The sequence below is a fragment of the Amycolatopsis sp. NPDC031561 genome (genome assembly GCF_055580625.1).
Map to the genome: position 1 here is coordinate 218043 of NZ_JBVILA010000003.1, position 13269 is coordinate 231311.

Below are 13269 nucleotides of genomic sequence, written 5' to 3' on the forward strand. Positions count from 1 at the left end.
TTCCAGGCCCCACTGTGTGGATCTTGGGACGTCAGATGTCCCAAGATCCACACAGTCCCTCACCGATCCGAGGAAGTCCCCGTCCTCCCCGTGTTCTCCCGAAGGCCACGAGTGGACCTCGGTAAGCCTTACCGGATGTCAGGAAAGGGGCTTTCAGGACAAAAAGTGTCCTGAAAGCCCCTTTCCTGACACTCGAGCGCATCCGGGACCGAACGAAAACCCCGCTCACATCTCGAACCGGTACCCCATCCCCGGCTCCGTCAGCAGGTGCCGCGGCCGCGAGGGTTCCGGTTCCAGCTTCCGCCGCAGCTGCGCCAGGTACACCCGCAGGTAGTGCGACTCGGTCTCGTACGAAGGACCCCACACCTCGTGCAGCAGCTGCTTCTGCGCGACCAGCCGTCCCCGGTTGCGCACCAGCAGTTCCAGCACGCCCCATTCGGTTTTGGTGAGGTGCACTTCCTTGCCGTCGCGGCGCACCTTCTTGGCCGCCAGGTCGATGCGGAACGATCCCGTGTCCACCACCGCGTCCGCACCGTCCACACTGGACGCCGCCGAACGCCGCACCGCCGCGCGCAGGCGTGCCAGGAGCTCGTCCATGCCGAAGGGTTTGGTGACGTAGTCGTCGGCGCCTGCGTCGAGGGCCTGCACCTTGTCGGCCGAGTCGCCGCGCGCGGACAGCACGATGATCGGCACCGTCGTCCAGCCGCGGAGCCCGGCGATCACTTCGGTGCCGTCGAGGTCGGGCAGGCCGAGGTCGAGCACGACGACGTCGGGTTTGGTCTCGGCGACGGCCTTCAGCGCGGCCGTCCCGTCGTGCGCGGTGATCACCTTGTAGCCACGGGCCGACAGGTTGATCCGCAGGGCTCGCACGATCTGCGGTTCGTCGTCGACGACCAGAACGGTCGCCGACGCGGTTTCTGCGTTCATCGCACCCGTTCCCCCTCTTCGTTGTCGAGAGCCTCGTCGTCGAAAGCGAGGAGGTTCTTTTCGGGATCCTGACCAACATATGCGGGCAGCGAGATGACGACGGTGAGCCCGCCGCCGGGCGTGTCCTCCGCCCGGATCCGCCCGCCCATCGCCTCGGTGAACCCCTTGGCGACCGACAGCCCCAGTCCCACGCCGGGCACGTTGTCCCGGTCTCCCCCGAGCCGCTGGAAGGGCGCGAAGGCCGAGTCCGCGGTGCCCTTCTTGAGCCCCTTGCCGTGGTCGATGATGCGCAGTTCGACGTGCTCCGAATGCGTGCTGGCGCGCGCAGCCACCGGTTCGCCGGAGACGCCGTGCCGCAGCGCGTTGTCGATCACGTTCGCCACCACCCGTTCCAGCAGGCCGGGATCGGCGCAGACCGACGGCAGCCGCGCGTCGATCGCGACCACGACCGAATCCGAGTTGTCCACATTGGACAGGGCGTGCGAGACGACCTCGTCGAAGCCGACCGGGCGCAGATGCGGGCGGACCGCGCCGGTCGCCAGCCGGGAGGAGTCGAGCAGGTTGTCGATCAGCCCGGCGAGCCGGTCCGCCGACTCCTCGATCGCTTCCAGCAGCTCGTCCGTGTCCTCTTCGGACAGTGAGATGTCGGTCGCGCGCAGGCTGCCGATGGACGCCTTGATGGACGTCAGCGGCGTGCGGAGGTCGTGTCCCACGGCCGAAAGCAGCGCCGTGCGCAGTTCGGTCGCCTCGGCCTTGCGTTCGGCGCGGACGGCCGCCTTCGCCGTCCGCTGCTGCCGCAGGGCGAGCAACGCCTGCCCGGCGACGGCTTCCAGCACTCCCCGGTCCGACGCGGGCAGCGCGCGTCCCCGCAACGTCAGGTGGACGTCGGCGGTGACCGCGATGTCGGCGTCGGCCTGATCCGGGTCGGCGCAGGGATCCGTGCCGGCGCTCGCCACCCGTTTCCACTTCCCGTCCCGCTTTTCCAGCAGGGTCACCGAAGTCATCCCGAAGTTCTCGCGGACCTTCTCCAGCAGCCGCTCGATCGGGTTGGTGTGGGTGAGCACGGTGCGCGCGTACGAGGCGAGCAGCGCCGCCTCGGTCCGCGCCCGCGCGGCCTGGGTGGCCCGCCTCGCGGCGGTGTCGACGACGGCCGCGACGAGGATCGCCACCAGCACCATCGCGACCAGGGTGATCACGTTGCGCGGTTCGTGGACGGTCAGGTTGTACAGCGGTGGCGTGAAGAAGAAGTTCAGCAGCCCGGCCGAGAGCACCGCCGCGAGCAGCGCGGGCCCGAGCCCGCCCACCAGCGCGACCAGCACCGTCGCGAGCACGTAGTCGACCACGTCGGTCGAGAAGTCCAGCTGGTCCCGCAGCAGCACCCCGAGCAGGGTCGCCAGCGCCGGCAGCACCAAGGCCAGGGCCCAGCCCGACAGTCGTCGCGACGGTGTCAACGGGCTCCGGGTGAACCGAGCGCGCAACCGCCCGCCCGCCTGCGCGTGCGTGACCATGTGGACGTCGATCGGGCCGGACCGCTGGACCACGGCCGCGCCGATGCCCTCGTCGAACAGCCTCGCCACCCGCGAACGCCGTGACGTGCCCACGACCAGCTGGGTCGCGTTCACCCCCTGCGCGAAGTCGAGCAGCGCCGTCGGCACGTCGTCGCCGACGACGGTGTGGAAGGTCGCGCCGACCTCTTCGGTCAGCTTCCGGTACTTGCCGACCGCCGTCGGCCCCATCCCGGCCAGCCCGTCCCCGCGCAGGATGTGCAGGACCTGCAGTTCGGCGCCCGCGCGGTTCGCGATCCGGCTCGCGCGGCGGATCAGCGTCTCGCTTTCCGGGCCGCCGGTGATGGACACGACCACCCGTTCGCGTGCTTCCCACGTGTCGGTGATCTTCTGCTCGGCCCGGTACCGCTGGAGGGCGACGTCGACCTGGTCGGCGACCCACAGCAGCGCGAGCTCCCGCAGGGCGGTGAGGTTGCCGGGACGGAAGTAGTTGCCCAGCGCCGCGTCGATCCGCTCGGCGGGGTAGACGTTGCCGTGCGCGAGGCGCCGCCGCAGCGCCTCGGGCGTGATGTCGACCAGCTCCAGCTGCTCGGCCCGCCGCACGACCTCGTCGGGCACCGTCTCCTGCTGGGTGACGCCGGTGATCCGCTCGACGACGTCGTTGAGGCTCTGCAAGTGCTGGACGTTCACCGTGGAGAGGACGTCGATCCCGGCGGCGAGCAGTTCGTCGATGTCCTGCCAGCGCTTCTCGTTGCGCGAACCCGGCACGTTGGTGTGCGCGAGTTCGTCGACCACGGCGACCTCGGGCGCGCGGGCGAGCAGCGCGTCGAGGTCCATCTCCTCGAACTCGTGGTTCCGGTGCTCGGACCGGCGGCGAGGCAAGGTCTCGAGCCCCTCGACGAGCTCCGCGGTCTTCTTGCGTCCGTGAGTCTCGACCAGGCCGACGACCACGTCGGTGCCCCGGTCGAGGCGGCGTCGCGCCTCGCCGAGCATCGCGAAGGTCTTGCCGACGCCCGGGGCGGCGCCGAGGTAGATCCTCAGCTCGCCCCGGCGCGGCTTGGTCGTGTTCTCGTCCACGAGTGTCAGTGTGCTCCTCCGGCCGCGTCGCGCACGGCCAAGTTGACCTTCAGCACAGTGACCCCCGGCGCACCGATCCCGGCGCCGCCCGTGTTCTCCGCCACGAGCTGCCGGACCTTCTCCTCGGAGAGGCCGGTGTTCCGCGCCACACGGGCGACCTGCAGGTCCGCGTACGCGACGCTGATCGCCGGATCCATCCCCGATCCCGACGTCGTCACCGCGTCGGCGGGCACCTGAGACTCCTGGACACCCTCGCGGGCGGCGATGAGCTTCTTGCGTTCGCCGATCGCGGCGACCAGGTCCTCGTTGTACGGGCCCTTGTTCGACGCGCCGGACGACGACGGGTCGCCGGGACCGAGGGCGTCCTTCGAGCCCGCGGACGGCCGGTTGTGGAACCAGGGGTCCTTGGCCGGGTCGGCCGCGACCGGGTCGACGCCGATCAGGGACGAACCGACGGCTTGCCCGTTCTGGGTGATGATCGAGCCTTCCGCGTTGCCTTCGAGGCCGGGGATCCGGGAGACCGCCCACACGCCCAACGGGTAGACGACGCCCAGCAGGACCGTGAAGACGAGCAGGACACGCAGCCCGGCGAGGGTCTGCTTCAACAGTGCGTTCATGGGATTACCCGATTCCAGGGATGAGACGGACGAGCAGGTCGATCAGCCAGATCCCGAGGAACGGGCTGACGATGCCGCCGAGGCCGTAGACCAGCAGGTTCCGGCGCAGCAGCGCCGAAGCCGAGGACGGCTTGTACCGGACGCCGCGCAGGGCGAGCGGGATCAGCCCGACGATGATCAGGGCGTTGAAGATGACCGCCGACAGGATCGCCGACTTCGGCGTCGCCAGGTTCATGATGTTGAGCGCGCCGAGCTGGGCGAAGATGCCGGTGAACATCGCGGGCAGGATGGCGAAGTACTTCGCGAGGTCGTTGGCGACGCTGAAGGTGGTCAGCGCGCCGCGGGTGATCAGCAGCTGCTTGCCGATCTCCACGATCTCGATCAGCTTCGTCGGGTCGGAGTCGAGGTCCACCATGTTCCCCGCCTCCTTGGCGGCGGAGGTCCCGGTGTTCATCGCGACGCCGACGTCGGACTGCGCCAGCGCGGGGGCGTCGTTGGTGCCGTCGCCGGTCATCGCGACCAGCCGCCCGCCCTCCTGCTCCTTCTTGATCAGCGCCATCTTGTCTTCGGGCTTGGCCTCGGCGAGGTAGTCGTCGACACCCGCGTCCTGCGCGATGGCCTTCGCGGTCAGCGGGTTGTCCCCGGTGATCATCACGGTCTTGATGCCCATCGCGCGGAGCTGGACGAACCGCTCCTTCATCCCTGGTTTGACCACATCGGACAGCCGGATCACGCCGAGCACGAACGCTTTCACGCCGTCGTACTCCGCGACCACCAGCGGGGTCCCGCCCTGCTGGCTGATCTCGTCGACGACCCGTTCGGTCTCGTCCGGCATGTCGCCGCCGCGTTCGCGGACCCACGCCCGGACGGAGGCGGTGGCCCCCTTGCGGACCTGACGCTCACCGATGTCGATACCGCTCATCCGTGTCTGCGCGGTGAACTCGACGAAGTCCGCGAGCTTCTCGTCGTCGGACGCCGTCTCCGGGAGCCCGTGTTCCCTCGCGACGAGTTCGACGATGCTGCGGCCCTCCGGCGTGCCGTCGGCGAGGCTGGACAGCCTCGCCGCTTTGGCGATGTCGTCCGAAGTGGACGTTCCGACCGGGACCAGCTCGGTGGCCTTGCGGTTGCCGAAGGTGATCGTGCCGGTCTTGTCCAGCAGCAGCGTCGAGACGTCGCCTGCGGCTTCCACCGCGCGGCCGCTCGTCGCGAGCACGTTGCGCTGCACCAGCCGGTCCATCCCGGCGATGCCGATCGCGGACAGCAGCGCGCCGATCGTGGTCGGGATCAGGCAGACCAGCAACGCGGTCAGGACGATCACGGACTGCTGGCTGCCGGAATAGCCCGCCATCGGCTGCAGCGCCACGACGGCGAGCAGGAAGATGATCGTGAGCGTCGAGAGCAGGATCGTCAGCGCGATCTCGTTCGGTGTCTTCTGCCGGGAAGCGCCCTCCACCAAGGCGATCATGCGGTCCACAAAGGACTCACCGGGTTTGGTGGTGATCTTCACGACGACGCGGTCCGAGAGCACCGTGGTGCCGCCGGTGACCGCGCACCGGTCACCGCCCGATTCCCGGATGACCGGGGCCGATTCGCCGGTGATGGCCGATTCGTCGACGGTCGCGATGCCCTCGACGACGTCGCCGTCACCCGGGATGACCTGTCCGGCCTCGACGACCACGAGGTCGCCGACGCGCAGGTCGGCACCCGGCACGTTCTCCTCGTCGCCGTCCTCGGTGAGACGGCGCGCGATGGTCTCCTTCTTGCTGCGCCGCAGGGTTTCCGCCTGCGCCTTGCCCCGGCCCTCCGCGACGGCCTCGGCGAGGTTCGCGAACAGGACGGTGAACCACAGCCAGATCGTGATGAGGATGGTGAACACGCTCGGGTCGGTGACGGCGAAGACCGTCGTCAGCGCCGAGCCGATCCACACCACGAACATGACCGGGTTGGCCAGCTGGTGCTTGGGGTTCAGCTTGCGCAGCGCCTCCGGGAGGGAGGTCAGCAGCTGGCGGGGACTGAAGATCCCGACACCTACCCGGCCGGTGTTCTCGCTGTGGTGCTGCGCCGTTTCTTCCGGCGTGCGTTCTTGTGTGACGGTCATGCGAGTGCCTCTGCGATGGGCCCGAGCGCGAGCGCCGGGATGAAGGTGAGGGCCGCGACGAGCACGATCGTGCCCGCGAGCATCGTGCCGAACAGCGGTCCGGTGGTGGGCAGCGTGCCCGCGGTCTCCGGGACCTTCCGTTGCGAGGCAAGGGATCCGGCCAGGCACAGCACGGCGATGATCGGGATGAACCGGCCGAGTAGCATCGCCACCGACAGCGAGGACTGGAACCAGTCGTTCGTCACGGTGAGCCCGCCGAACGCGCTGCCGTTGTTGTTGCCCGCCGAGGCGTAGGCGTAAAGGACCTCGGAGAGACCGTGCGCGCCCGAGTTCGTCATGGCGGCCGGGGTGTCGGCCAGCGTGAGCGCGATACCGGAGCCGAGCAGGACCACGGTCGGCATCGCCAGCATGGCGACGGCCGCGCAGGTGACCTCGCGTTTGCCGAGTTTCTTGCCCAGGTACTCCGGCGTCCGGCCGACCATCAGCCCGGCGAGGAACATCGCGATCACGGCCATCACCAGGATGCCGTAAAGACCGGTGCCCACCCCGCCCGGCGAGATCTCGCCCAGCAGCATGTTGAGCAGGACCCCGCCGCCGCCGAGCCCGCTGTAGCTGTCGTGCGCGCCGTTGACCGCGCCGGTCGACGTGCCGGTGGTCGCGGTGGCGAACAGCGAGCTCAAGCCGATGCCGAACCGCTGCTCCTTGCCTTCCAGGTTCGCCCCGGCGGCCAAGGACGCGGGACCGCTCGCGTGGGCTTCGGACAGCCAGGTCACCGTGAGCATCGCGGTGAACAGCGTGGCCATCACCGAGAGCAGGACGTAGCCCTGTTTGGTGTTGCCGACGAGCTTGCCGAACGTCCGGGTCAGCGAGACCGGGATGACCAGGATCAGGAAGATCTCGATCAGGTTGGTCCAGGCGTTGGGGTTCTCGAAGGGGTGCGCGGAGTTGGCGTTGAAGATGCCGCCGCCGTTGGTGCCGAGTTCCTTGATGGCTTCCTGGCTCGCGGCCGGCGCGAGCGCGATCTTGCTGGTGCTTCCGTCGGGGTTGAGGACGTCGACACCGCTCTTGAGGCTCTGGACGACGCCGAGCGCGATCAGCGCGATCGCGGCCACGAACGCGATCGGCAGCAGGATCCGGATCGTGCCGCGGGTCAGGTCCACCCAGAAGTTGCCGAGACGGTCGGTCTTCGCGCGGACGAAACCGCGGACGACCGCGACGGCGACCGAAAGGCCCACGGCGGCGGAGAGGAAGTTCTGCACGGTCAGCCCGGCCATCTGGACGAAGTGACCCATGGTCGCTTCGGGGCTGTAGGACTGCCAGTTCGTGTTGGTCACGAAGCTGACGGCGGTGTTGAAGGCGACCGCCGGCGAGACCGGTTCCTTGCCGAGGCTCCACGGCAGGATCGCTTGGAATCGCTGAAGCAGGTACAGGAAGACGACGGAGACGAACGAGAAGCCGATCACGGCGGACGCGTAGGTCTTCCAGTGCTGTTCCGATCCGGGGTTCACCCGGAACAGGCGGTACAGGCCGCGTTCGACCTTGGTGTGCTTCTCGGCGGAAGACACCGAGAAGACGCGCGCCATGTAATCGCCGAGTGGCCGGTAGACCACCGCGAGCGCGATGAGGAGGAGGCCGGCCTGCAAGAGGCCGGCCATTACGTCTGACATCAGAATTTCTCCGGCCTGACCAGTGCGATGAACAAATAGACGATCAGCCCCAGCGCCAGCAGTCCGCCGACGACGTTGGCCACGGTTCCCGTGCCGGTCACAGCTTCTCCAGACCGCGCAGGGTCAGAGCGAGAACCACGAATACGCCGATCAGGAGCACGGCGTAGAGCAAGTCGGCCACTAGGCACCTCTCAGGACAGGTCACCCCATCGGTGACCAGGACCTCGCAACAGTGCGCTGGTTACGGGCCATCGAGACCTCTGCCTGACGGCCTCTTGATGCCCCGATCGGGTGCCTTTACGACTTCTTGATGCCCGGTGACCTGTCCCACAGACGGTGACGCACTGCGGACGGAGCGTGCAATTCGGGCAGACAAGCCGAACGAAGCGTGTTACACCAGTGTTACGGATAGTTGTATGTGCTAACTAATCACCAGGAGGTAGCGATGTGCGGAATCGCAGGGTGGGTCTCCTTCGACACGGATCTGACCCAGCGCCGGGAGGTCGTCGACGCGATGACCGAGACCATGGCGTGCCGCGGTCCTGACGACTCGGGCACCTGGGTCCGGCCGAACATGGCGCTGGGCCACCGCCGTCTCGCGATCATCGACCTGCCGGGCGGCAGGCAGCCGATGGCCGAAGCCGGGCTGGCCGCCATGGTCTACAGCGGCGAGGCGTACAACTTCACCGAGCTCCGCCAGGAACTTTCCCAGCGGGGCCACAAATTCGAGACCGACAGCGACACCGAAGTCGTGCTCCACGGTTACCTGGAGTGGGGCGACGAGGTCGTCGATCACCTCAACGGCATGTACGCCTTCGCGATCTGGGACGAGCGCGACGAGAAGCTCGTGATGATCCGCGACCGCATGGGCATCAAGCCGTTCTACTACTACCCGACCTCGGACGGCGTCCTGTTCGGCTCCGAGCCGAAGGCGATCCTCGCCAACCCCTTGGCGCGCAAGGTGGTCGACACCGACGGTGTCCGCGAACTGATGTCCATGACCAAGACGCCGGGCTGGTCGCTGTGGAAGGGCATGCACGAGGTCGGGCCGGGCACGATCGTCACGGTCGACCGCTCCGGGATCCGCACGCGGACGTACTGGAAGCTCGACGCGAAGCAGCACACGGACGACCAGGAGACCACGGTCGAGCGGGTCCGCGAGCTGATGACCGACATCGTCCACCGCCAGCTGATCGCCGACGTGCCCCGCTGCGTCCTGCTGTCCGGCGGGCTCGACTCCAGCGCCGTCACCGGTCTCGCGGCGGCGCGGCTGGCCGAGCAGGGTGAGCGGCTGCGCACGTTCTCGGTCGATTTCCAGGGCCAGGAAGAGAACTTCCAGCCGGACGAGGTGCGCGACACCCCGGACTCGCCGTTCATCCGCGACGTCGCGGACCTGGTCGGCTCCGAGCACCAGGACGTCATCCTGAACCCCGCCGAACTCAGCGACCCCGAGATCCGCCGCAAGGTGCTGACCGCGCGGGACATCCCGGCCGGGCTCGGCGACATGGACACCTCGCTGTACCTGCTGTTCAAGGCGATCCGCGCGGAGTCGACGGTGGCGCTGTCCGGCGAGTCCGCCGACGAGGTCTTCGGCGGCTACCGCTGGTTCCACGACGAAGCCGCGGTGAACTCGGGAACGTTCCCCTGGCTCGCCTTCCGGATGGGGCTCACCAGCGAGCGGGGTGCCTTGCTGCGCGAGGACGTCCGGACCAAGCTGGACCTGCCCGGTTACATCGCCGACCAGTACAGCACCGCCGTCGCCCAGGTCGAGCACCTCGACGGCGAGAGCGAGCAGGACCGGAAGATGCGGACGGTCTGCAACCTCCACCTCTCCCGGTTCGTGCGGATGCTGCTGGACCGCAAGGACCGGGCGTCGATGGCCGTCGGGCTCGAGGTGCGGGTGCCGTTCTGCGACCACCGCCTCGTCGAGTACGTCTACAACACGCCGTGGTCGCTGAAGACGTTCGACGGCCGGGAAAAGAGCCTGCTGCGGCATGCCACGAAGCACGTTCTGCCCGCTTCGGTGCGCGACCGGGTCAAGAGCCCGTATCCGTCCACTCAGGACCCGGGCTACGCGGCGGCGTTGCAGCAGCAGGCCAAGGAGGCCCTGACCGAACGGGACAACCCGGTGTTCTCCCTGGTGGACCGGGACTGGCTGCACCGGGTGTCCGAAGTGGACCCGGCGACGATGTCCTCGGCCCAGCGCTCCGGCATCGACCGGGCGCTGGACCTCTACCATTGGTTCGATCTGTACCAGCCCGAACTGCAGCTGGACTGAGTCTTCCAAGCGGCGGTACCCGGTCCGCCGCCGTCTCAGCGACGGCGGCGGACCGTTCCCCCTACCGCGACGCCCCCGAGCACCGCGGTCGCGGCGAGCAGGATGCCCGCCTCGGTCCACTGGAACCGCCAGAACCGGCTGATGGGCTGGTAGACGGTGAAGTCCTGATAGCCCGCCGCCAGAGCGCACTCGCTCTTCCCCAGCCCCAGCGGGCAGCCGGGCACGTCGTCGAGCGAACTCATCTCGCGGCCGTCCGGCGCGACCCTGCCCACCTCGATGATCAGAGCCCCCTTCGCGGCCGGATCCGGACCGATCGTGCGCACCGGCTCGGCGTAATTCGGCCTCAGGACGAGCAAGGCGATCGCGGCCGCGATGAACACCGCGACCGTGATCGCGATGGCGGGCAAGGTCTTGCGCACCAGCACCCCGGCCGCCGTACCGAGGGTGAAGGCGAACAGCCACCAGGCGGCGGGCGCGATCCCGACCGCACCGAAGTAGGACGTCTCGACGAACGTCTCCGTCTTGCCGGGGAACAGTTCCAGCCAGCTGCCGAACATCTGCCCCGACGCCAGTCCGGCCAGCATCGCGCACCCGGCGAGGACGCCGAACTTGACGGCCAGCCAGTGCCCGCGGCCGATCGACTGCGTCCACGCGAGCTGATGGGTGTTGCGCTCGTACTCCCTGGCGAGCAGCGGCGCGCCCCAGAAGACACCCGCCAGCAACGGAACGAACGGCAGCATCGCGATCAGCGGGTAGATCTTCTGATAGAGATCCTCCAGCCCCGCGTCGTACTCACGGCACGGGGTGCCGCCTCCGTGACAGTACAAGGAGATCTCGCCGTTCGAGGCGTCCTTGGCGATCTGCGCGGACATGAGCAGGACTCCACCGAGCACGGCGAGGAATCCCAAGGTGACGAGCAGCTGGGTGCGGTGCTGCCGCCAGGTGAGCCAGAGCAAGGACAATCCCTTTCTAGGAGCGGCGTCGGATGGCGTAGAACGCGGCGGCGGCGAGCAGGAGGCTCACTCCGGCGAGGATCCCGGTCTCGGTCCATTGGAAACGCCAGTACCATTCCTGCGGCAGGACCTTGAGCGCGGTGATCTCCCCGGCGGCGTCCCGGACCATCTCCACCACCCGGCCGGTGGGTCCGGTATCCATGGGGACGACCTGGGGCTCCGCGTAGGAGTCCCGGAAGTTGCTCACGCCGATCATCAGGCCGACGGTCACCGCGATGGTGACGGCGATGGCGGGCAGGGTCTTGCGGATGAGCGCGCCCGCGGCGGTGCCGAGCACGAATCCGAAGAGCCACCACGCGCCGGGCGCGACGCCGGTCATCGCGAACAGGACGGGATTGTCGAAGCGACTGGTGAACGCCGTGTCGCCGCGATCGGTCGGGAAGACCTCCACCCAGCGCTGCATCATCATGCCGAAAGCGAGACCGCCTAGGGTAGCGAGGACGGCGAGGAACCCCAGTTTCACGCCGAGCCAGCGGAACCGCGAGATCGACTGGGTCCAGGCGAGTTTCGTGGTGCCGCGTTCGAACTCGGCCGCGACCAGCGGCGCGCCCCAGAAGACGCCGATCGCCACCGGCACGACCTGCAGCCAGGAAAGGTAGGTGTACAGGTCTTTGAAGAGCTTCGCCGGATCGAGACTGTCCGCCGCGGCGTTCCCGTTGATCAGCAACAGGATCCCGACGAGGACCAGCAGGCCCGCCGTGATCAGGAGTTGCATGCGGTGCTGGCGGTAGGTGAGCCAAAGCATCGTCGCCCCTTACGCCGAAGCCAGTGTCGGGCGAGGCAGGCTCGCGGATTCGGGTCGCCGGAGGTAGGCGAGGACGAGCTCCTCCAGGTTCGCCGGCCTTTCGGTCCACTGTGGACCGAGCGGGACCGGTTCGGTACGGGCGAAGACGGTCGCCTGCCGTCCGGCTCGCGCCTCGTCCACGACCGCGACGCGTTTGGCCAGCGCGTCGGCCTCCTCCGCGGGCCCGGAAAGGATCCGGTGCCCGGCGACGAGTTCGTCGATGTCGCCGCTGACCTGGACGCGGCCGCCGTTGAGGACGATCAGCCAGTCGCAGGTGTTCTCCAGATCGGAGACGACGTGCGAGGAGAGCAGAACGGTCATGCCGGTTTCGGCGACCGCCTCCATCAGCCCGCGCATGACCTCGTGGCGGGCCAGCGGGTCGAGGTTCGCGAGCGGCTCGTCGAGTACCAGCAGGTCCGGGCGTTTCGCGAGCGCGAGGGTGAGCGCGACCTGCGCACGCTGCCCGCCGGACAGCTTGCCGACCTTGTGTTTCAAGGGAAGCCGCAGCGAATCGATGCGTTTGAGCGCGAACTCGTCGTCCCAGCCGGGGTTGAGGCGCCTGCCGAACTTGAGCATCTCGGCGATGCTGAAGCCGGAGTACAACGGCTTGTCCTGGGCGAGGAACGCGGAGGTTCCTTGGATCGAGACCGAACCGACGGTCGGGTCGAGCAACCCGACGGCCAGATGCAGGAAGGTCGTCTTGCCGGCGCCGTTGGGCCCGACGAGGGCGACGACACGTCCTTTCGGGACGGAGAGGGAGCAGTCGCGCAGCGCCCACTTGCGGCGGTAACGCTTGCCGAGGCCGGTCGCCTCGATGACGGGTTTATCAATCATGCGGATCGCTCTCCTCGAAAGCCATCGACCATCACCGAGGTGAACAACGCCTCGACGTCTTCCTGATCCAGCCCGGATTCCCTCGCGTCGCGGACCCAGACCCCCAGGCTCTTCCGCAACCGCGTGTGCTCCGCGAACGAAGCGCCTCCCAGCGTTTTCTGGACGAAGGTGCCGAGGCCCGGCTTCCCCTCGACGAGTCCTTCGCGCTCCAGCTCGCGATAGGCCTTGAGGACGGTGTTGGGGTTGATCGCCAGCTCGGCGACCACCTCCTTCGCCGTCGGCAGCCGGTCCCCCGGCTCCAGCAATCCCAGCCGGAGGGCGTTTTTGACCTGCTGGACGAGCTGGACGTACGTCGCGACGCCCGAGCCCTTGTCCAGGTGGAAGGTGACCACTGGCAACACCCTTTCACTAATTAAGTAGTGAAAGGGTGGAGGACGGTGGGCATGCTTGTCAAGTGATCCGCAAATAC

11 protein-coding genes are annotated in these 13269 nt (G+C 68.2%); 1 reads left to right on the plus strand and 10 read right to left on the minus strand.

Annotation, left to right across the window (positions count from 1 at the left end; translation table 11 throughout):
• Window positions 1-225: 225 nt before the first annotated feature.
• Genes ACZ5IK_RS10165 through kdpF form a run of 6 tightly spaced genes read right to left on the minus strand, consistent with a single transcriptional unit; the run spans window position 226 to window position 7992 of the window.
• Entirely contained in the window at window positions 226-927 is a 702-nt protein-coding gene (locus ACZ5IK_RS10165) for a response regulator (protein WP_101609698.1), read from the minus strand.
• Complete coding sequence (locus ACZ5IK_RS10170) at window positions 924-3509, minus strand: DUF4118 domain-containing protein (protein WP_465487416.1); 2586 nt, start codon at window positions 3507-3509, stop codon at window positions 924-926. Before ACZ5IK_RS10170 ends, ACZ5IK_RS10165 begins: the two co-directional genes overlap by 4 nt.
• Window positions 3510-3514: 5 nt before the next feature.
• A complete protein-coding gene (locus tag ACZ5IK_RS10175; RefSeq protein WP_465487417.1) occupies window positions 3515-4126 on the minus strand; it encodes a potassium-transporting ATPase subunit C in 612 nt (203 codons plus the stop codon).
• Window positions 4127-4130: 4 nt separating this feature from the next.
• Window positions 4131-6224 (minus strand): potassium-transporting ATPase subunit KdpB, encoded by a 2094-nt coding sequence (gene kdpB / locus ACZ5IK_RS10180; RefSeq protein ID WP_465487418.1) that lies wholly within the window; start codon window positions 6222-6224, stop codon window positions 4131-4133.
• On the minus strand, window positions 6221-7891 hold the full coding sequence (gene kdpA, locus ACZ5IK_RS10185) for a potassium-transporting ATPase subunit KdpA (protein ID WP_465487419.1): 1671 nt from the start codon (window positions 7889-7891) through the stop codon (window positions 6221-6223). The genes kdpB and kdpA overlap by 4 nt, the downstream gene beginning before the upstream one ends.
• Entirely contained in the window at window positions 7891-7992 is a 102-nt protein-coding gene (kdpF, locus tag ACZ5IK_RS10190; RefSeq protein ID WP_020630647.1) for a K(+)-transporting ATPase subunit F, read from the minus strand. The genes kdpA and kdpF overlap by 1 nt, the downstream gene beginning before the upstream one ends.
• A gap of 344 nt (window positions 7993-8336) precedes the next feature.
• On the opposite strand from kdpF, the gene asnB reads away from it, so the two are divergent.
• A complete protein-coding gene (asnB, locus tag ACZ5IK_RS10195; RefSeq protein WP_465487420.1) occupies window positions 8337-10169 on the plus strand; it encodes an asparagine synthase (glutamine-hydrolyzing) in 1833 nt (610 codons plus the stop codon).
• A 35-nt stretch (window positions 10170-10204) separates the two neighbouring features.
• On the opposite strand, the gene ACZ5IK_RS10200 is transcribed toward asnB, so the two are convergent.
• Genes ACZ5IK_RS10200 through ACZ5IK_RS10215 form a run of 4 tightly spaced genes read right to left on the minus strand, consistent with a single transcriptional unit; the run spans window position 10205 to window position 13192 of the window.
• Window positions 10205-11125: an ABC transporter permease gene (locus ACZ5IK_RS10200; protein ID WP_465487421.1), complete on the minus strand. Its 921-nt coding sequence runs from the start codon at window positions 11123-11125 to the stop codon at window positions 10205-10207.
• 13 nt (window positions 11126-11138) lie between these two features.
• A complete protein-coding gene (locus ACZ5IK_RS10205; RefSeq protein ID WP_465487422.1) occupies window positions 11139-11927 on the minus strand; it encodes an ABC transporter permease in 789 nt (262 codons plus the stop codon).
• Window positions 11928-11936: 9 nt separating this feature from the next.
• Window positions 11937-12800 carry an ABC transporter ATP-binding protein gene (locus ACZ5IK_RS10210; protein ID WP_465487423.1) on the minus strand — a complete coding sequence of 288 codons (864 nt, stop codon included), beginning with the start codon at window positions 12798-12800 and terminating at the stop codon, window positions 11937-11939.
• Window positions 12797-13192 carry a GntR family transcriptional regulator gene (locus ACZ5IK_RS10215; RefSeq protein WP_410664248.1) on the minus strand — a complete coding sequence of 132 codons (396 nt, stop codon included), beginning with the start codon at window positions 13190-13192 and terminating at the stop codon, window positions 12797-12799. The genes ACZ5IK_RS10210 and ACZ5IK_RS10215 overlap by 4 nt, the downstream gene beginning before the upstream one ends.
• Between the last annotated feature and the right edge of the window lie 77 nt (window positions 13193-13269).

Coding starts and splice junctions, on each gene's coding strand:
- ACZ5IK_RS10165 (WP_101609698.1), bottom strand. CDS start 927: ATGAACGCAGAAACCGCGTCGGCGACCGTTCTGGTCGTCGACGACGAA.
- ACZ5IK_RS10210 (WP_465487423.1), bottom strand. CDS start 12,800: ATGATTGATAAACCCGTCATCGAGGCGACCGGCCTCGGCAAGCGTTAC.
- kdpB (WP_465487418.1), bottom strand. CDS start 6,224: ATGACCGTCACACAAGAACGCACGCCGGAAGAAACGGCGCAGCACCAC.
- ACZ5IK_RS10175 (WP_465487417.1), bottom strand. CDS start 4,126: ATGAACGCACTGTTGAAGCAGACCCTCGCCGGGCTGCGTGTCCTGCTC.
- kdpA (WP_465487419.1), bottom strand. CDS start 7,891: ATGTCAGACGTAATGGCCGGCCTCTTGCAGGCCGGCCTCCTCCTCATC.
- asnB (WP_465487420.1), top strand. CDS start 8,337: ATGTGCGGAATCGCAGGGTGGGTCTCCTTCGACACGGATCTGACCCAG.
- ACZ5IK_RS10205 (WP_465487422.1), bottom strand. CDS start 11,927: ATGCTTTGGCTCACCTACCGCCAGCACCGCATGCAACTCCTGATCACG.